General features: G+C 68.2%; 15 protein-coding genes. 12 read left to right on the top strand and 3 right to left on the bottom strand.

Going from position 1 to position 18492, the window contains the following annotated elements:
- The first annotated feature begins 21 nt into the window (after positions 1–21).
- The 8 genes from CFB40_RS15705 (at position 22) to CFB40_RS15670 (ending at position 10831) form a co-directional block, all read left to right on the top strand.
- A complete protein-coding gene (locus tag CFB40_RS15705; protein ID WP_089431724.1) occupies positions 22–1230 on the top strand; it encodes an acyl-CoA dehydrogenase family protein in 1209 nt (402 codons plus the stop codon).
- Positions 1231–1244: 14 nt separating this feature from the next.
- Positions 1245–2381, top strand: a complete 1137-nt coding sequence (locus CFB40_RS15700; protein WP_089431723.1) for an acyl-CoA dehydrogenase family protein — start codon at positions 1245–1247, stop codon at positions 2379–2381.
- Positions 2382–2411: 30 nt separating this feature from the next.
- Positions 2412–3617, top strand: coding sequence for a CaiB/BaiF CoA transferase family protein (locus CFB40_RS15695; protein WP_089431722.1), 1206 nt, complete (start codon positions 2412–2414; stop codon positions 3615–3617).
- Positions 3618–3716: 99 nt separating this feature from the next.
- Entirely contained in the window at positions 3717–4022 is a 306-nt protein-coding gene (locus CFB40_RS15690) for a DUF485 domain-containing protein (RefSeq protein WP_089431721.1), read from the top strand.
- Between the two features lie 11 nt (positions 4023–4033).
- The gene (locus CFB40_RS15685) at positions 4034–5719 is read left to right on the top strand and encodes a cation acetate symporter (RefSeq protein WP_089431891.1); all 1686 of its coding nucleotides are present in this window, start codon (positions 4034–4036) and stop codon (positions 5717–5719) included.
- A gap of 358 nt (positions 5720–6077) precedes the next feature.
- The gene (locus CFB40_RS15680) at positions 6078–7367 is read left to right on the top strand and encodes a dicarboxylate/amino acid:cation symporter (protein ID WP_060321844.1); all 1290 of its coding nucleotides are present in this window, start codon (positions 6078–6080) and stop codon (positions 7365–7367) included.
- A gap of 4 nt (positions 7368–7371) precedes the next feature.
- Positions 7372–9381 (top strand): sensor histidine kinase, encoded by a 2010-nt coding sequence (locus CFB40_RS15675; RefSeq protein WP_089431720.1) that lies wholly within the window; start codon positions 7372–7374, stop codon positions 9379–9381.
- A 94-nt stretch (positions 9382–9475) separates the two neighbouring features.
- A complete protein-coding gene (locus tag CFB40_RS15670; RefSeq protein WP_089426405.1) occupies positions 9476–10831 on the top strand; it encodes a sigma-54-dependent transcriptional regulator in 1356 nt (451 codons plus the stop codon).
- Positions 10832–10928: 97 nt separating this feature from the next.
- Here the strand turns inward: CFB40_RS15670 and CFB40_RS15665 are convergent, their stop codons facing one another.
- Complete coding sequence (locus tag CFB40_RS15665) at positions 10929–11465, bottom strand: peroxiredoxin family protein (RefSeq protein ID WP_089426404.1); 537 nt, start codon at positions 11463–11465, stop codon at positions 10929–10931.
- 160 nt (positions 11466–11625) lie between these two features.
- On the opposite strand from CFB40_RS15665, the gene CFB40_RS15660 reads away from it, so the two are divergent.
- Positions 11626–12198: a hypothetical protein gene (locus CFB40_RS15660; RefSeq protein ID WP_089426403.1), complete on the top strand. Its 573-nt coding sequence runs from the start codon at positions 11626–11628 to the stop codon at positions 12196–12198.
- A gap of 333 nt (positions 12199–12531) precedes the next feature.
- Here CFB40_RS15660 and CFB40_RS15650 read toward each other — a convergent pair whose 3' ends face one another.
- On the bottom strand, positions 12532–14163 hold the full coding sequence (locus CFB40_RS15650; protein WP_089431719.1) for a YifB family Mg chelatase-like AAA ATPase: 1632 nt from the start codon (positions 14161–14163) through the stop codon (positions 12532–12534).
- Between the two features lie 298 nt (positions 14164–14461).
- The gene (locus CFB40_RS15645; protein WP_006489451.1) at positions 14462–14713 is read right to left on the bottom strand and encodes an accessory factor UbiK family protein; all 252 of its coding nucleotides are present in this window, start codon (positions 14711–14713) and stop codon (positions 14462–14464) included.
- A 355-nt stretch (positions 14714–15068) separates the two neighbouring features.
- Here CFB40_RS15645 and CFB40_RS15640 point away from each other — a divergent pair, with 355 nt between their 5' ends.
- From CFB40_RS15640 to gshA, 3 genes are all read left to right on the top strand, one after another.
- On the top strand, positions 15069–15407 hold the full coding sequence (locus CFB40_RS15640) for a P-II family nitrogen regulator (protein ID WP_004198020.1): 339 nt from the start codon (positions 15069–15071) through the stop codon (positions 15405–15407).
- 37 nt (positions 15408–15444) lie between these two features.
- A complete protein-coding gene (locus CFB40_RS15635; protein ID WP_089426400.1) occupies positions 15445–16959 on the top strand; it encodes an ammonium transporter in 1515 nt (504 codons plus the stop codon).
- A 243-nt stretch (positions 16960–17202) separates the two neighbouring features.
- A complete protein-coding gene (gshA, locus tag CFB40_RS15630; RefSeq protein WP_011353295.1) occupies positions 17203–18492 on the top strand; it encodes a glutamate--cysteine ligase in 1290 nt (429 codons plus the stop codon).

The following is an 18492-nucleotide window of genomic DNA, read 5'->3' as shown; positions in this document are numbered from 1 at the left end:
CGCATTCGCCACGGACCGAAGATGGACCTCAATTTCACTCCCGAAGAGGAAGCCTTCCGCACCGAAGTGCAGCGCTTCCTGCAAGCCGAACTGCCCGCGCGCATCGCGCGCAAGGTGAAGGGCGGCCTGCATCTCACGCGCGACGACATGCGCGAATGGCACGCGACACTCAACGCGCGCGGCTGGCTCGCGAGCCACTGGCCGCGCGAATACGGCGGCCCCGGCTGGAGCGTCGCGCAGAAGTTCCTGTTCGACAACGAATGCGCGCTCGCGGGTGCGCCGCGCATCGTGCCGTTCGGCGTGAACATGCTCGGCCCCGTGCTGATCAAGTACGGCAACGACGCGCAGCAGCGCCACTGGCTGCCGCGCCTCCTCGACGGCACCGACTGGTGGTGCCAGGGCTACTCGGAGCCGGGCGCCGGTTCCGATCTCGCATCGGTGAAGACGAGCGCGGTGCGCGGGATCGACGCGCAGGGCGAGCACTACCTCGTGAACGGCCAGAAGACGTGGACCACGCTCGGCCACTACGCGAACATGATCTTCTGCCTCGTGCGCACCGCGACCGACGTGCGCAAGCAGGAAGGCATCAGCTTCCTGCTGATCGACATGAACACGCCGGGTGTCGAAGTGCGCCCGATCATCACGCTCGACGGCGAACACGAAGTGAACGAGGTGTTCTTCACCGACGTGCGCGTGCCGGCGGCCAACCTCGTCGGTGAGGAGAACCGCGGCTGGACCTACGCGAAATACCTGCTCACGTACGAGCGCACCAACATCGCCGGAATCGGCTTCTCGACGGCCGCGCTCGACCGGTTGCGCGCGGTGGCCGCGAAGGTCACGAAGAACGGCCGGCCGCTCGCGGACGATCCGTTCTTCGCGGCGCGCGTCGCGCGGGTCGAGATCGAACTCGAGAACATGCGCACGACCAACCTGCGCGTGCTGGCCGCGGTCGCGGGCGGTGGTGCGCCGGGCGCGGAAAGCTCGATGCTGAAGATCCGCGGCACGCAGATCCGCCAGGAGATCACCGCGCTGATGCGGCGCGCGATGGGGCCGTACGCGCAGCCGTTCGTCGAGGAGGCGCTCGACGCCGATTACGACGGCGAGCCGGTCGGCCCGGACGCAGCCGCGAGCGCCGCGCAGCAGTACTTCAACAACCGGAAGCTGTCGATCTTCGGCGGCTCGAACGAGATCCAGAAGAACATCATCGCGAAGATGATGCTCGGGCTGTAACGAGGGACGCGACGATGGATTTCCAGCACACAGAAGACCGCCGGATGCTGGCGGATACGTTGAACCGCTTCATCGCCGAACAGTACGCGTTCCCGGTGCGCGATCGCATCGCGCAGTCGGCCGAAGGTTTCGATCGCGCGATGTGGCGGCGCCTTGCCGAACTCGGCACGGTCGGCGCGCTGTTTTCCGAAGCCGACGGCGGGTTCGGCGGCGCGGGCTTCGACATCGCCGTGGTGTTCGAATGCCTCGGGCGCGGGCTCGTCGTCGAGCCGTTCCTCGGCGCGCTGCTCGCGGGGCGGGCGCTGTCGCTCGCCGGCGGCGCCGCGCATCGCGACCGGCTGGCCGCCCTGATCGACGGCAGCGCGAGCGCCGCGTTCGCGCACGACGAACCCGGCTCGCACTACGAACTGACGACCGTGCGCACGCGTGCCGAACGCTCGGGCGACGGCTGGGTGCTGACGGGCGCGAAGGGCGTCGTCGACCAGGCCGCGCAAGCGGCGTTCTTCGTCGTCAGCGCGCGGGTGTCGGGTCACGACGACGATGCGGCCGGCATCGGCTTGTTCGTCGTGCCGGCCGATGCGCCGGGCGTATCGTTGCGCGACTACCGGAAGATCGACGGCGGCCGCGCGGCCGAGGTGCGCTTCGAACGCGTCGTGCTGCCGGCCGATGCCGCGCTCGGCACGCACGACGGTGAAGCAGGTGCCGAGCTGCTCGAACGCGTGCTCGGCTACGGATTGCTCGCGCTGTCGGCGGAGGCGCTCGGTGCGATGGACGTCGCGAAGGAATACACGCTCGACTACCTGCGTACGCGCAAGCAGTTCGGCTTGCCGATCGGCAGCTTCCAGGCGCTGCAGCACCGGATGGCCGACCTGCTGCTCGAAGTCGAGCAGGCGCGCTCGGCCGTGATCAACGCGGCCGCACAGCTCGATGCGCCGCGCGGGGTGCGCGAACGTGCGCTCGCGGCGGCGAAGTACACGATCGGCCGGATCGGCACGCTCGTCGCCGAAGAGAGCATCCAGCTGCACGGCGGGATCGGGATGACGTGGGAGCTGCCGCTGTCGCACTACGCGAAGCGCCTCGTGATGATCGATCACCAGCTCGGCGACGAGGATCATCACCTCGCGCGCTACATCGCGCTGGCGAAACAGTAAAGACGAACGACGCGAACGGAGGAGACAAGGATGACGAACGAATCGCGCGCATTGCCGCTGGCCGGCGTGAAGGTGCTCGATTTCTCGCGTGTGCTCGCGGGCCCGTGGTGCGCGATGGTGCTCGCCGATTTCGGCGCGGAAGTGATCAAGGTCGAGCATCCGGCGCGCGGCGACGACACGCGCGACTGGGGCCTGCGGATCGGCGACACCGAGACGACCTACTTCAACAGCGTGAACCGCAGCAAGCGCTCGATCTGTCTCGACCTGCAGACCGAAGACGGGCGGCGGCTCGCGCGCGAGCTGGCCGCGCAGGCCGACGTGATGCTCCACAACTTCAAGTTCGGTGGCGCGGAAAAGCTCGGGCTCGGCTACGACACGCTGGCCGAGCTGAACCCGCGCGTCGTGCACTGCGCGATTTCCGGCTACGACCGCTCGGGCGCCGAGGCAGCGCGGCCCGGCTACGACCTCGTCGTGCAGGGCGAGGCCGGGCTGATGGCGCTGAACGGCGAGGCCGGCCAGCCGCCGCTGAAGTTCGGCGTCGCGGCAGTCGACCTGTTCACCGGGATGTATTCGGCGCAGGCGATCCTCGCCGCGCTGTACGAGCGCCATGCGACGGGGCGCGGGCGGCGCATCGAAATGGCGCTGTTCGACTGCGGGCTGATGATTACCGCGTACTACGGGCTCGACGCGCTGCTGATGGGCGAGGACCCGCCGCGCTACGGCAACGCGCATCCGTCGGTCGTGCCGTACGGCGTGTTCGACGCGGCCGACGGCCCGCTCGTGATCACGGTCGGCAACAACGCGCAGTTCGCGCGCTTCTGCGAGGCGATCGAACGCCCCGACCTCGCAGCCGACACGCGTTACAAGACCAACCTCGGCCGCTCGGAAAACCGCGCCGAGCTGCTGCCGGAGATTGGTCGTGAACTCGCACGCCGGTCGCGCGCGACGTTGCTCACGGCGCTCGCCGACGCGGGCATTCCGTGCGGCGAAGTGCTCGGGCTGCACGAGGCGCTGAAGTCGGAACGCGCGACGAGCGCAGGGCTCGTCACGCGGCAGCCGCATCCGGTCGCGGGCGGCGTCGACGTGCTGGCGCCGCCGTACCGGTTCGATGGTGCGCGGTTGCCGGTGCGCGGCGCGCCGCCGGTGCTCGGTGCCGATACGGATGCGGTGCTCGGCGGCTGGCTCGGGATGTCGGCCGACGAGGTTGCGCGGCTGCGTGCGGATCGCATTGTGTAACGCGTTTCATGCCTTGCCGCCGTGGCGCGGGCGGAGCAGTCGACGCGCCAGCCATCCATAAGACATTCCTCGCGACGACGAGGAGACATTGGAGACACCATGGAGCTTTCCGTCATCGAATCGGTCACGGCGCGCCGTGACTACCAGCAGCTCGTGCGTGCGCGGCGCCGCTTCAGCTTCACGCTGACGGCGCTGATGATCGCCACGTACTACGGCTTCATCCTGCTCGTCGCGCTCGCGCCGCACGTGCTCGCCGCGCCGCTGTACCGCGGCGCGACGATGACGGTCGGGATCGCCACCGGCGTCGCGATCATCCTGGTCGCGATCAGCCTGACCGCGTGCTACGTGTTGCGCGCGAACCGTGCGTTCGACCGCCGCGTCGACGCGATCCTGCAGCGTTCGTGACGGAGGCCGACATGCGACGACTCTCGATGGCACTCGGCGCGCCTGCCGTTCTCGCTTCCACCGCCGCGCACGCGGTATCCGTCGCGGGCCCGATGCCCGACAAGGTCGAACTGAACCCGGTCGCGATCGGGATGTTCTTCGCGTTCGTGTTCGCGACGCTCGCGCTCACGCGCTGGGCCGCGCGCCGCACGCGCTCGACACGCGACTTCTACACGGCCGGCGGCGGCATCACCGGGCTGCAGAACGGGCTTGCGATCGCGGGCGACTACATGTCGGCCGCGTCGTTCCTCGGGCTGTCGGGGATGGTGTTCATGTTCGGCTTCGACGGGCTCATCTACTCGATCGGCTTCCTGGTCGGCTGGCCGTTCGTGATGTTCCTGATCGCCGAGCCGCTGCGCAACCTCGGCAAGTTCACGTTCGTCGACGTCGTCGCGTACCGCTTCGCGCAGCGGCCGATCCGGCTGCTGACGTCCGCGAATTCGCTGACCATCGTCGTGCTGTACCTCGTCGTGCAGATGGTCGGCGCGGGCAAGCTGATCCAGCTGCTGTTCGGGCTGTCGTACGGCACGGCCGAGCTGATCGTCGGCGTGCTGATGGTGGTCTACGTGTTCTTCGGCGGGATGACCGCGACCACCTGGGTGCAGGTGATCAAGGCCGTGCTGCTGCTGTGCGGCGCGACGCTGCTCGTCGTGCTTGCACTGAGCGAATTCGGCTTCAGCGTCGACGAGATGTTCCGCCGCGCGGTGGCCGTGCATCCGGGCGCGCTGTCGATCATGGGCCCCGGCAAGCTGATCCGCGATCCGGCCAACGCGCTGTCGCTCGGCATCGCGCTGATGTTCGGCACGGCCGGCTTCCCGCACATCCTGATGCGCTTCTTCACGGTGCCGAACGCGAAGGAGGCGCGCAAGTCGGTGCTCTATGCGACCGGTTTCATCGGCTACTTCTATTTGCTGACCTTCGTGATCGGCTTCTCGGCGATCGTGCTGCTCGCGCAGCATCCGGAGTTCTTCAAGCTCGGCGCGAACGGCACGTTCAACCTGACGCACGACCTGCTCGGCGGCTCGAACATGGTCGCGGTGAAGCTCGCGCAGGCGGTCGGCGGGAACTGGTTCTACGGCTTTATCGCGGCCGTCACGTTCGCGACGATCCTCGCGGTGGTCGCGGGCCTCACGCTCGCCGGCGCGACGACGATCTCGCACGACCTGTATGCGCAGATGTGGGCGCGCGGCAAGCCCGACGAGCGCGTCGAGATGCGCATCTCGCGCGCGGCGACGATCGCGCTGTCGGCGGTCGCGATCGGGCTGTCGATCCTGTTCGAGCACGTGAACGTCGCGTTCATGGTCGGCCTCGTCGCGGCGGTGGCCGCGAGCGCCAATTTCCCGGTGCTCGCGATGTCGATCTTCTGGCGCGGGATGACGACGCGCGGCGCGGTGCTCGGCGGCGGCCTCGGCCTCGTGTCGGCGGTCGCGCTCACGGTGCTGTCGAAGTCGGTGTGGGTCGACGTGCTGCACCACGCGCACGCGCCGGTGTTCCTCGACAACCCGGCGCTCGTGTCGGTGCCGCTCGCGTTCATCGGGATCGTCGTCGGCTCGCTCGCGGATCGCGGCGAGCGCGCGCGGCGCGAGCGCGACGCGTTCGCGCAGCAGGAGTTCTACGCGCAGACGGGCGTGCTGGCCGGCCGCGCCGTGCAGCATTGATTCGTCGGATGAATGAGTGCATCCGTCCGGATCGCCGGACGGATATTTTCCGGAAATCCGGAAACCCGGATTTCCTTGCCTGCCGCATTATGAGAAATACAATGAATACAAAGGTTTGACGGGTTTCAGGAACCTGGCATTGACCTTGCAATATAAAGCGCACGGCCCTCCCCCGGCCGAACTACTACAGCAAGCAAGGAGACAATCGATGACCACTGCCTTCCTCCCCCTCCGGACGTCCTGAGGCATCGCTTGTTGCGGCACGGCAGCCGCGCGGGCGAGTGAATCTTCCCCTGTGACATTCGTCCGCGCGCGTGACGCCGTTTCCATCGGCTCATCTACTTCTGCAGGAACCATCGTGAAGAAGAAACCCTTCTACAAAGTGCTCTATGTGCAGGTGATCTTCGCCATCATCGTCGGCGTGATCCTCGGCCACTTCTATCCGTCGATCGCCACCGACATGAAGCCGCTCGGCGACGGCTTCATCAAGCTGATCAAGATGGTGATCGGCCCGATCATCTTCTGTACGGTCGTCACCGGCATCGCCGGCATGGAGGACATGAAGAAGGTCGGCCGCGTCGGCGGCAAGGCGCTGCTGTACTTCGAGATCGTGTCGACCTTCGCGCTGGTGCTCGGCCTGGCGGCCACGCACATCCTGCGTCCGGGCGTCGGCTTCAACATCGATCCGGCGACGCTCGACGGCAAGGCCGTCGCGTCGTACGCGGCGAAGGCGCACGGGCAGTCGACGGTCGACTTCCTGATGCACATCATCCCGAACACGATGGTCGATGCGTTCGCGCAGGGCGAGATCCTGCAGATCCTGCTGATCGCACTGCTGTTCGGCAGCGTGCTCGCGCATCTCGGCGAGCGCGGCAAGGTCGTCACCGACTTCATCGACGGGCTCACGCGCGTGCTGTTCGGCATCGTGCACATCGTCACGAAGCTGGCGCCGATCGGCGCGTTCGGCGCGATGGCGTTCACGATCGGCAAGTACGGCGTCGGCTCGCTGGTGCCGCTGCTCAAGCTGATCGGCACGTTCTACCTGACGTCGGTCGTGTTCGTGCTCGTCGTGCTCGGCACGATCGCGCGGGTCACGGGCTTCTCGATCATCCGCTTCGTGTCCTACATCAAGGAAGAGCTGCTGATCGTGCTCGGCACGAGCTCGTCGGAAGCCGCGCTGCCGCAGCTGATGGAAAAGCTCGAGAAGGCCGGCTGCTCGCGTTCGGTCGTCGGCCTCGTCGTGCCGACCGGCTATTCGTTCAACCTCGACGGCACCAACATCTACATGACGATGGCCGTGCTGTTCATCGCGCAGGCGACCAACATCGAACTGACGTGGATGCAGCAGCTCACGCTGCTCGCCGTCGCGATGCTGACGTCGAAGGGCGCGAGCGGCGTCACGGGCGCGGGCTTCATCACGCTCGCCGCGACGCTGGCCGTCGTGCCGACGATCCCGCTGTCGGGCATGGTGCTGATCCTCGGCATCGACCGCTTCATGAGCGAATGCCGTGCGCTGACCAACATCGTCGGCAACGGCGTCGCGACGGTCGTCGTGTCGGCCTGGGAGAAGGAGCTCGACCGCAACAAGCTGCGCCAGGCGCTGAAGGGCGGCGGCGAAGTGGCGCCGACCGAGACGGCCGGCGTCTGACGTCATGAAGGAGCAGGCGGCGGCACCGCCCGCCGGCGGTGCGAGCCGCGGCGGTCGAGGCGGAAGGGCGGAGGCCTATGACACAATAGGTGATCCGCATCGCCAGGAAGCCTCGACCGTGACGCGCCGTCTGCTCATTCTCGTCGTGCTTGCCGCCGCGCTCGCCGCGGCGTGCACGCTGACGTGGACGATCACCTGGCGGCGCGGCGTCGCCGAGCTGCAGCGCAACGCCGCGGTGCGCGTCGACCGCACCACCAACGCGCTCAAGAGCACGCTCGACCGCTACGAGTCGCTGCCCTATCTGCTCGGCAGCCATCCGTACGTGCAGGACCTGCTCGCCGAGCCGACGCGCGCCGACTACACCGGGCGCGTCAATCGCTATCTCGAAGACCTCAACGAACACGCGCACGCGACCGTCACCTACGTGATCGGCGCGGACGGCCTGTGTGTCGCCGCCAGCAACTGGCGCGCGCCCGACAGCTTCGTCGGGACCGAATACCGCTTCCGCCCGTATTTCCTCGATGCGATGAACGGCCAGGTCGGCCGCTTCTTCGGGATCGGCACGATCTCGCGCGATCCCGGCTACTACATCTCGCAGCCCGTGTGGCGCGACGGCAAGATCGCGGGCGTGGTCGTCGTGAAGCTCAACCTCGAATGGTTCCAGGGCGCCGATGCGTCGGAGCCGCTCGTCGTCGCGGACGATCACGGCGTCGTGTTCCTGTCGTCGGTGCCCGCATGGAAGTACCACACGCTGCGCCCGCTCACGGGCCCTGTCGCCGCGTCGATCTACGAGACGCGCCAGTACGCGCAGCAGCCCGTCACGCCGCTGCCGCTGCGCATCGAGCAGGTGCTCGGCCCCGATGCGGAAATCGTGCGCCTGGGCCCCGGCATGCGCGCGCCGCGGTTCCTCGCGAGCAAGCGCCGGATCGGCGAGCCCGACTGGCTGCTCGTCACGCTCGCGCCGATCGCGCCCGTTGACGCCGATGCGCGCAACGCGACGATCGTCACCGGTTTCGGCTTCGTGTCGGTCGCGCTGCTCGCGTTCTACTGGCGGATGCGCCGCGCGCGCGTGCGTGAAATGATCCGCGGCCGCGCGCTGTTGCAACAGGCGTACGCGGAGCTGAACCGGCGCGTCGAGGAGCGCACGGCCGACCTGTCGGAAGCGAACGAGCAATTGCAGAAGGAAGTCGGCGACCGGATCCGTGCGGAGCAGGAGCTGCGCGCCGCGCACGACGAACTGATCCAGGCGAGCAAGCTCGCCGCGCTCGGCCAGATGGCGGCCGGCATCACGCACGAACTGAACCAGCCGCTCGCGGCGCTGCGCAGCTTCTCGGACAACACGCGCGTGTTGCTCGATCGCGGCGAGCAGGCGGCCGCGCGCGAGAATCTCGAGGCGATCGCCGCGCTGACCGAGCGGATGGGCAAGATCACGAACCAGCTGAAGCTGTTCGTCGGCCGCGCGAAGCCGCGCAACGAGCAGGCGCTCGTCGTGCGCGCGCTGCGCAGCGTGCTGTCGCTGCTCGACGAGCGGCTGCGCGGCGTCGCGCTCACGCTGACGCTGCAGGACGCGACCGTGTCGCCCGCGCAGGATGCGCCGCTCGATCTGGCGCGCGACTATCCCGAACTCGTCGCCCGTTGCGAGGATCTGCGCCTCGAACAGGTGCTGATCAACCTGCTCGGCAACGCGCTCGACGCGGTCGCCGGGGTGGCGGCGCCGGCGATCGAGGTGACGATCGCGGTGTCGGCGGCCACGCTCGCCGTCGAGGTGCGCGACAACGGAAGCGGCATTGCCCCTGACCTGCTGCCGCGCCTGTTCGAGCCGTTCTTCACGACCAAGGAAATGGGGCGCGGGCTCGGCCTGGGCCTCGCGATCTCGTCGTCGATCGCGAGCGACGCGGGCGGGGCGCTGACCGCGCGCAACGCGCCGTCGGGCGGTGCGCTGTTCGTCTTGACGCTGCGGCGCGCCCGCACGCATCATCCGGACTCCGTGTCCGAGCCGGCGGGCTCGCGCTAGGCGCGCCACGCCGCCCGCCCGATCGGCGCACGATCGGTATCAACGACGCCGCGCGCGCTGCCGCCGCGCGGCCCGTCAGGAGCAAGTGAGTACGATGGCCAACCGGCTGCAAGTGATCTATATCGAAGACGATGCGCTCGTTCGCCGGGCCAGCGTGCAGAGCCTTCAGCTGGCGGGGTTCGACGTCGCCGGCTTCGAGTCGGCCGAGGCGGCCGAGAAGGCGATCGTCGCGGATAACGCCGGCGCGATCGTCAGCGACATCCGGCTGCCCGGCGCGAGCGGGCTCGACGTGCTTGCGCAGTGCCGCGAGCGCGTGCCCGACGTGCCCGTGATCCTCGTCACGGGGCACGGCGACATCTCGATGGCCGTGCAGGCGATGCGCGACGGCGCATACGATTTCATCGAAAAACCGTTCGCGGCCGAGCGCCTGATCGAGACGGTGCGCCGCGCGCTCGAGCGCCGCGAGCTCGTGCTCGAGAACCACGCGCTGCGGCGCGAGCTGGCCGGGCAGAACGTCGTCGCGCCGCGCATCATTGGCCGCAGCCCCGCGATCGAGCAGGTGCGCAAGCTGATCGCGAACGTCGCGCCCACCGATGCGTCGGTGCTGATCAACGGCGACACCGGCGCCGGCAAGGAGCTGATCGCGCGCAGCCTGCACGAGCTGTCGCCGCGCCGCGACAAGCCGTTCATCGCGGTGAATTGCGGCGCGCTGCCCGAGCCGATGTTCGAGTCGGAGATGTTCGGCTACGAGCCCGGCGCGTTCACCGGCGCCGCGAAGCGCCGCGTCGGCAAGCTCGAATATGCGTCGGGCGGCACGCTGTTCCTCGACGAAATCGAGAGCATGCCGCTCGCGCTGCAGGTGAAGCTGCTGCGCGTGCTTCAGGACGGCGTGCTGGAGCGGCTCGGCTCGAACCAGCCGATCCGCGTGAACTGCCGCGTGGTGGCGGCCGCGAAGGGCGACATGAGCGAGCTCGTCGCGGCCGGCACGTTCCGGCGCGACCTGCTGTACCGCCTCAACGTCGTGACGATCGCGCTGCCGCCGCTGGCCGAGCGCCGCGAGGACATCGTGCCGCTGTTCGAGCACTTCATGCTCGATGCGGCCGTGCGCTACGCGCGGCCCGCGCCGGTGCTGACCGACCGGCAGCGCGCGAGCCTGATGCAGCGCGACTGGCCCGGCAACGTGCGCGAGCTGCGCAACGCGGCCGACCGCTTCGTGCTCGGCGTGGCCGACATGCCGCAGGAGACGGGCGCGAGCGGCGACGACGCCGACAGCGAGCAGACGCTGAAGGAGCGCATCGAGCAATTCGAGCGCGCGGTGATCGCCGAGGCGCTGAACCAGACGGGCGGCGCGGTCGCCGCGACGGCCGACCGGCTGCATGTCGGCAAGGCGACGTTGTACGAGAAGATGAAGCGCTACGGGCTGTCGGCGAAAGGCGAAACCGAGCGCTGAAAAGCAAACGGACCGCGGAACCGGCTTGCCCGGTCGTGCGGTCCGTGGTGCGGGGAAGGGCGCGGTGCGCGGCCCTTCGAGCCGGATCGGGCGGCGCTCAGGCCGCGTTGCCGTCGAGTGCCTTCTTGAGCAGCGCGTCGAGTTCCGCGAACTGCGGTGCGCCGACGTAGCGCTTCAGGATCTTGCCGTCCTTGTCGACGACGAAAGTCGTCGGCGTGAGCTGCACGTTGCCGAACTGCTTCGCGACGCTGCCGTCGTCGAGCGCGACCTTGAACGGCAGCTGGCGCGTTTGCGCGTAGTTCGCGACGTACATCGGCGGATCGTAGTTCATCGCGACCGCGACGAATTCCAGACCCTGACCCTTGAAGCGATTGTAGGTATCGACCATCTGCGGCATTTCCTGCATGCAGGTTGCGCAGCTCGTCGCCCAGAAGTTCACGAGATAGACCTTGCCTTTCAGGTCGCCTGCAGTCGAGACCTTCTGGCCCGACAGCAGCGTGAACGTGGCGTCCGGCACGCTGGACTTGCCGTTGAACGCGAAGAAGCCGGCGACGGCGATCGCCGCGACGACAGCGGCGGCGACGATGTAGCGGACGGGGCCGGCGCTGCGCCGGACGGGAGGCGTGGTGTTCATCTGGTGCTCTCGGAGTCGGTCGATGACGCGGATCAATGCAAAGGACATCGAAATTCGGCGCTCATTTTAGCGCGAATGCGGCTTGCGCACCGACGGCGGCCACGCATCCCGGATGTCACGTTCAGCGGATAATGCCCGTTTTGCCTGCCCGATCCACGCCATGCCGAAGGAAGTCACCGTTTCGTTGCACCCCCTTTTTCGTCCGCTGCGACACTTCGCCGCGCTTGCGTGCATGAGCGCGGTGCTGGCCGCGTGCTCGCCGTCGTACGACTGGCGCACGCTGCACAACGACGCCGGCTACACGATCGACCTGCCGGCGAAGCCGACCGTCGAGGAGCAGCCGGTGGCGATCGGCGGCGCGTCGATGCCGATGCGGATGCAGGCCGCGCACGTCGACGGCGCGGTGTTCGCGGTCGGCACGCTGACGCTGCCGGACGACCGCGACGACACGCGCCGCGCGGCGCTCGAGTTCCTGCGTGCCGGGTTGTCCCGCAACCTCGAAGGCGCGCCGCAGACGGCTTCCGTGCCCGTGCCGCTCGCGGCCGGCGGCGCGGTGAACGGGCTCGAGCTGCGCGTCGCGGGCGCGGCCGCCGGCGGCGATCGCGCGCACAAGACGATCGTGGCGCGACTCGTCGCGCGCGGCCGGCACGCGTACCAGGCCGTCGTGATCGCCGACGGCCCGCTCACGCAGGAGCAGCTCGACCAGTTTTTCGGGTCGTTCAAACTCGACTGACGGCGGCCGGAGAGGGCGCTCAGACACTCTGTGACAACTGAAAGTTCATTCGCAGCTTTCGACGCTAGTCGCCGGATTTTGCGAGGTTTTTTCGGCTATCCACAGCGCATGTGGATAACTTTGTTGAAAAGTTGCCCGGATTTCCCGCCAAGCCGCGCGGGACGGCCTTCCGGCCCGTTTGGCCGCTCGCTCGCGTTTTGATAAAAGTCAATTAAAACAATGGGATACGGATTCCGTGCCGCAAAGGTCTCGCCGAGCCCTGATCCGGGGCCGGATTCGTGGAATTGTGCATAAGTCAAGTCTTGACAGCCGGATTTTGTCCTCCGAGGGCGTTCAGAGCGCCGTCAGTGCGCGCCGGTAGCGGATCGCTTCGGCGATCTGCGCGGCCGTCGGCAGCGGGTCGCCGGCCAGGTCGGCGATCGTCCGCGCGACCTTCAGCACGCGGAAATACGCGCGCGCCGACCAGCCGAAGCGCTCGCCGGCCTCGCGCAGCAGCCGTTCGCCTTCGTCGGTCGGCCGGCACAGGTCGTCGGTCTCGCGGCCGCTCAGCATGTGGTTCGTCTTGCCCTGCCGAACGAGTTGCAGCGCACGCGCCTGCGCGACCCGCGCGGCGACCGCGGCACTCGGCTCGCCGGGCGCCGACGCCCGCGTCGCCAGCTCGGCCGGCGACAGCGCGGGCAGGTCGATCTGGATGTCGATGCGGTCGACGAGCGGCCCCGACAGCTTGCGCAGGTAGCGCGCGGCGACGTCCGGCGAGCAGCGGCAGCGCCCCGACGGATCGCCGTGCCAGCCGCACGGGCACGGATTCATCGCGGCGATCAGCTGGCACGCGGCCGGGAAGTCGGCTTGCTGGGCCGCGCGTGAAATCGTGATGCGGCCGGCCTCCAGCGGCTCGCGCAGCATCTCGAGCACGTGCCGGTCGAATTCCGGGAGTTCGTCGAGGAACAGCACGCCGAGGTGCGCGAGCGTGATCTCGCCCGGTTGCGGCGGGTTGCGGCCGCCGACCAGCGCGGCGGCGCTCGACGAGTGATGCGGCGCGCGGAACGGCCGCCGGCGCCACTGCGCGGGCGAGAAGCCGAGTCGGCTCGCGGAGAGGAGCGCTGCCGACGTCAGCGCCTCGTCGTCGGTCAGCGGCGGCAGGAGGCCCGGCAGCCGGGCGGCCAGCATCGACTTGCCGGCCCCCGGCGGCCCGACCATTAGCATGTGATGGCCGCCCGCGGCCGCGACTTCCAGCGCACGGCGGGCGCCGCGCTGGCCGACCACGTCGGCGAGATCGGGGGCGGCCGGCGTCGGCAGGCCGTCGAGGCAGGGCGCCGCGACCGGGGCGAGCCGCCCGTCGGGTGCGCCGGTGAGGTGCGCGCACAGCGCGGGCAGGTCCGGCGCGCCGAACACGGTGACGCCCGGCACGAGCGCGGCCTCGGCGGCGCTGGCGAGCGGCAGGTACAGCTCGGGGGTGTTCGACGCGGCGGTGGAGCGCGGCGCCGGGCCGGCCCCTTGGCCACCGTTGCCTGAACCGGACAGCGTACCGGAACCCAGGCCGGAAGCCGCGCCACTTTCCGCTGACTGCCCATCCCGCGCGACGCCGCACGCCATCGCGAACGCGCCGCGCATCGGCCGCAGCGCGCCGGTCAGCGACAGTTCACCCGCGAATTCGCGGCCGGCCAGCGCGTCGGCCGGGATCTGGCCGTTCGCGGCGAGGATGCCGAGCGCGATCGGCAGGTCGAACCGTCCCGACTCCTTCGGCAGGTCGGCCGGCGCGAGGTTGACGGTGATGCGGCGCACGGGGAATTCGAAGCCGCAGTTCTGCAGCGCGGCGCGCACCCGCTCGCGGCTTTCGCGGACTTCGAGATCGGGCAGGCCGACGATCGAGAACGACGGCAAGCCGTTGGCGAGATGGACTTCGACGGTGACGTCCGGCGCACGGCCGGAGGCGGGCGCGCGACTGCGCACCACGGCGAGCGACATGGCGAGGCTCCTGTAAACAAGGCGGACGGACGACGGCCGTTCGAGGCCGCATGCCGCGGGAATCGGAGGAATCGGTGCGCGCTTGCCGGCGTGGCGCGGGGAAAGAACGAGGAACAGCGGAACGACGGACTGCGAAGAGCGATGAACAGCGAAGAGCGGGGTGCTGCGGAGAACGACGGACGACGAATAGCGGTACGGTGACTTCAGTGCTTCAGTGCTTCAGTGCTTCAGTGCTTGAGGCGGCGGGCGCGGGCCGCACGAGGCGGCCCGCGCCCGGACCTTGCGGCCGGGCAGGGCGTCAGGCTTGCGGCGCGGCGAGCTTCTGCTCGAGTTCCGCGACGCGTTTCTCGAGTTCCTCGAGGCGCACGCGGGTGCGGGCGAGCACTTGCGCCTGCGTGTCGAATTCCTCGCGCGTGACGAGATCGAGTTTCGAGAAGCCTTGCGACAGCATGGCCTTCACGTTGCGCTCGACGTCCTTGGCCGGCGAGTTTTTCAGCAGATCGCTGACGCGCGACTGCAGATCGTTGAAAACGTCGCTGGGTTGCTTCATGTGATTCCCCTTCCTTGCACAAAAAATGTGCATCTTCAGTTGCGTACGTGCCCATGATGCACGCATGACCGGAAATGGTGCGCCCGGAGCGCGAATTCCGGGCATGGCGCCCGCATGGGTGAATGCCCCGGCGATCCGGGACGTGCGTGCACTCTAGCAACGATCCTTTCGCTGCGCCAGCAAACCGGGCCACGTTGGCCATTCGGCCGGGCTTCCGCACCTTACATCACGCGATGCGACCCCTTGGTGAAGCCCTTTGAAACGGTGCTCGAACCGACTTGGCATGCGAGTTGCTGAGAAGAGTCCGTTACAACATTCCAACCAATTCGACGGGACAACCCAGCGAGAGGACTTCATGAAACTCATTACCGCAATCATCAAGCCGTTCAAGCTCGATGAGACGCGCGAAGCGCTGTCGGCGCTTGGCGTCTCGGGCATCACGGTGACGGAGGTGAAAGGGTTCGGTCGGCAGAAGGGGCACACCGAGCTGTACCGCGGCGCCGAATACGTGGTCGATTTCCTGCCGAAGATGAAGATCGAGGCAGCCGTGTCCGACGATCTCGTCGACCAGGCGGTCGAGGCGATCGAGCGGGCCGCGCGCACCGGCAAGATCGGCGACGGCAAGATCTTCGTCACGTCGATCGAACAAGTGATCCGGATTCGCACCGGGGAGACGGGCGCTGACGCGCTGTAACAGAACAGACAAGACAAGCGACAAGAGGAAACCCAAGATGCGCAAACTTCTGATGTCCCTGCTGATGGCCGGCTCGCTGATCGCGGCCGGCGTCGGCCCCGCGCTCGCCGACGACGCGGCGTCCGCCGCGGCTGCGTCCGCGCCCGCCGCAACGGCTTCCGACGCGTCGGCTGCCGCCGCTCCGGCCGCTTCGGCACCGGCGGCCACCGACGCATCCGCCCCGGCCGCTGCCGCCGCACCGGCCTCGGGCGCCACCGATGCGTCGGCTGCTGCCGCCGCTTCGGCACCGGCCGCTCCCGCCGCGCCGACCGCGCCGTTCTCGGTTGATTCGTCGAAGATCAGCGCGGGCGACACCGCGTGGATGCTGACCTCCACCGCGCTCGTGCTGTTCATGACGATCCCCGGCCTCGCGCTGTTCTACGCCGGCATGGTCCGCAAGAAGAACGTGCTCGCGACCGTGATGCAGAGCTTCGCGATCACCGCGGTGATCACGGTGCTGTGGACGGTGGTCGGCTACAGCCTCGCGTTCACGCCGGGCAACGGCTTCATCGGCGGCCTGTCGCGCGTGTTCCTGCACGGGATGAACTACATCAAGGGCGACAAGGCGACCACGCTGACCGTCAGCCATCTCGCGACGACGATTCCGGAATCGGTCTACTTCGTCTACCAGATGACGTTCGCGATCATCACGCCGGCGCTGATCTGCGGCGCGTTCGCCGACCGGATGAAGTTCTCGGCGATGCTCGTGTTCATGACGCTCTGGTCGCTGATCGTCTATGTGCCGATCGCGCACATGGTGTGGGAGCCGACCGGCTGGCTGTCGGCCGACGGCGTGCTCGACTTCGCGGGCGGCACGGTGGTGCACATCAACGCCGGTATCGCGGGCCTCGTGTCGTGCCTGGTGCTCGGCAAGCGGATCGGCTTCGGCCGTGAATCGATGGCGCCGCACAACCTCGTGCTGACGATGATCGGCGGCTCGATGCTGTGGGTCGGCTGGTTCGGTTTCAACGCGGGCTCGGCGGTCGCGGCCGACGGCCGTGCCGGCTTCGCGATGCTGACGACGCAAGTCGCGACGGCCTGCGCGGCGCTCGGCTGGATGTTCGCCGAGTGGATCGCCAAGGGCAAGCCGTCGGTGCTCGGCATCGTGTCGGGCGCGGTCGCGGGTCTCGTGGCGATCACGCCGGCGGCCGGCTTCGTCGGCGTGACGGGTGCCCTCGTGATCGGCATCGCGGCCGGCGTCGTGTGCTTCTGGTCGGCGACGTGGCTCAAGTCGAAGCTCGGCTACGACGATTCGCTCGACGCGTTCGGCGTGCACGGCATCGGCGGGATTCTCGGCGCATTGCTGACCGGCGTGTTCGCGGTCAAGGACATCGGCGGCGCCGACGGCAGCCTGCTGCTGCAGGCCAAGGGCGTGCTGATCACGCTGGTCTACAGCGGCGTGCTGAGCTTCGTGCTGCTGAAGCTGATCGACCTGACGATCGGCCTGCGCGTGACCGAAGAGGAAGAGCGCGAAGGTCTCGACGTGATCCTGCATGGCGAGCACGTGGAATAAGTCTCACGAATCAACGGCGGGCCGCCGCGACGACGGCGCCCGCTCCGAATGAGCGCAGCGACTTCGGCCCGCCCACCCGGCGGGCTTTTTTTCTCCTGCCATCCACTGCCGTAGCGGATAACCCTTCACTCTATCGGGTCAATAGCCGAAAACTTCCTCCAAACCCTTGCGAAGCCGGGAACAATCCCCAAATGGGCAGGGCAATTGCTCTACAATCTTCATTCTCCCGCTCGCGAGTGATTCATGGTTCCCCACCTCGTTACGGCGTTGAACGGTCCGCTGCTCGAACTCGAGCAGAAGATCCTCGACGCGACGCCTGCGATCGAACGCTGGTTCAGGCTCGAATGGCAGGAACATACCCCGCCGTTCTATTGTTCGGTGGACCTGCGCAATGCCGGCTTCAAGCTGGCGCCCGTCGACGCGAACCTGTTTCCCGGCGCATTCAACAATCTGCCGTCCGAAGTGCTGCCGCTCGCCGTGCAGGCGGCGATGGCCGCGATCGAGAAGATCTGCCCGGACGCGAAGAACCTGCTCGTGATTCCCGAGCTGCCGACCCGCAACGCGTTCTACCTCGAAAACGTCGCACGGCTCGCGACGATCATGCGCCAGGCCGGCCTGAACGTGCGCTTCGGTTCGCTCGACCCGAGCATCACCGACATGACGCCGATCACGCTGGCCGACGGCCAGAAGATCGTGCTCGAACCGCTCGAGCGTTCGCAGCGCCGCCTCGGCCTGAAGAATTTCGATCCGTGCTCGATCCTGCTGAACAACGACCTGTCGGCCGGCATCCCGGCCGTGCTGGAAAACCTGCACGAGCAGTACCTGCTGCCGCCGCTGCACGCGGGCTGGGCCGTGCGCCGCAAGTCGACGCACTTCTCGTGCTACGACGACGTCGCGAAGAAGTTCGCGAAGATGGTCGGCGTCGATCCGTGGATGGTGAATCCGTATTTCGCACACGTGGAAGGCGTCGACTGGCAGGCGCATGAAGGCGAGCAGGCGCTCGCCGACGCGATCGACGGCGTGCTGAAGAAGATCGCGCGCAAGTACCGCGAATACGGGATCAGCGAGAAGCCGTACGTCGTCGTGAAGGCCGACGCGGGCACGGCGGGGCGCGGCGTGATGACCGTGCACGACGCGGCCGAGATCGGCCGGATGTCGAAGGCCGAACGCGCGCAGATGGCCGAGTCGAAGGCCGGCCTCGCGGTGCGCGACGTGATCGTGCAGGAAGGCGTCTATACGTTCGAGCGCGTCGGCGACGAAGTCGCGGAGCCCGTCGTGTACATGATCGACCGCTACGTGGTCGGCGGCTTCTACCGCACGCACGCCGGCCGCGAGCGCGACCAGAACCTGAACGCGCCCGGCATGCACTACGTGCCGCTCGGCTTCGAGCACACCGCGCTGCCGGATGCGGGCGCGAAGCCGGGTGCCGCGCCGCCGAACCGTTTCTACATGTACGGCGTCGTCGCGCGGCTGTCGCTGATCGCGTCGTCGATCGAACTGGAAAAGACCGATCCCGAAGCCATCCAGGTGTAA

Source organism: Burkholderia sp. AU31652, from assembly GCF_002223155.1.
GTDB lineage: Bacteria > Pseudomonadota > Gammaproteobacteria > Burkholderiales > Burkholderiaceae > Burkholderia.
Note: the sequence above shows the minus strand (reverse complement) of the source record. Positions and strands in the feature narration are given on the sequence as shown.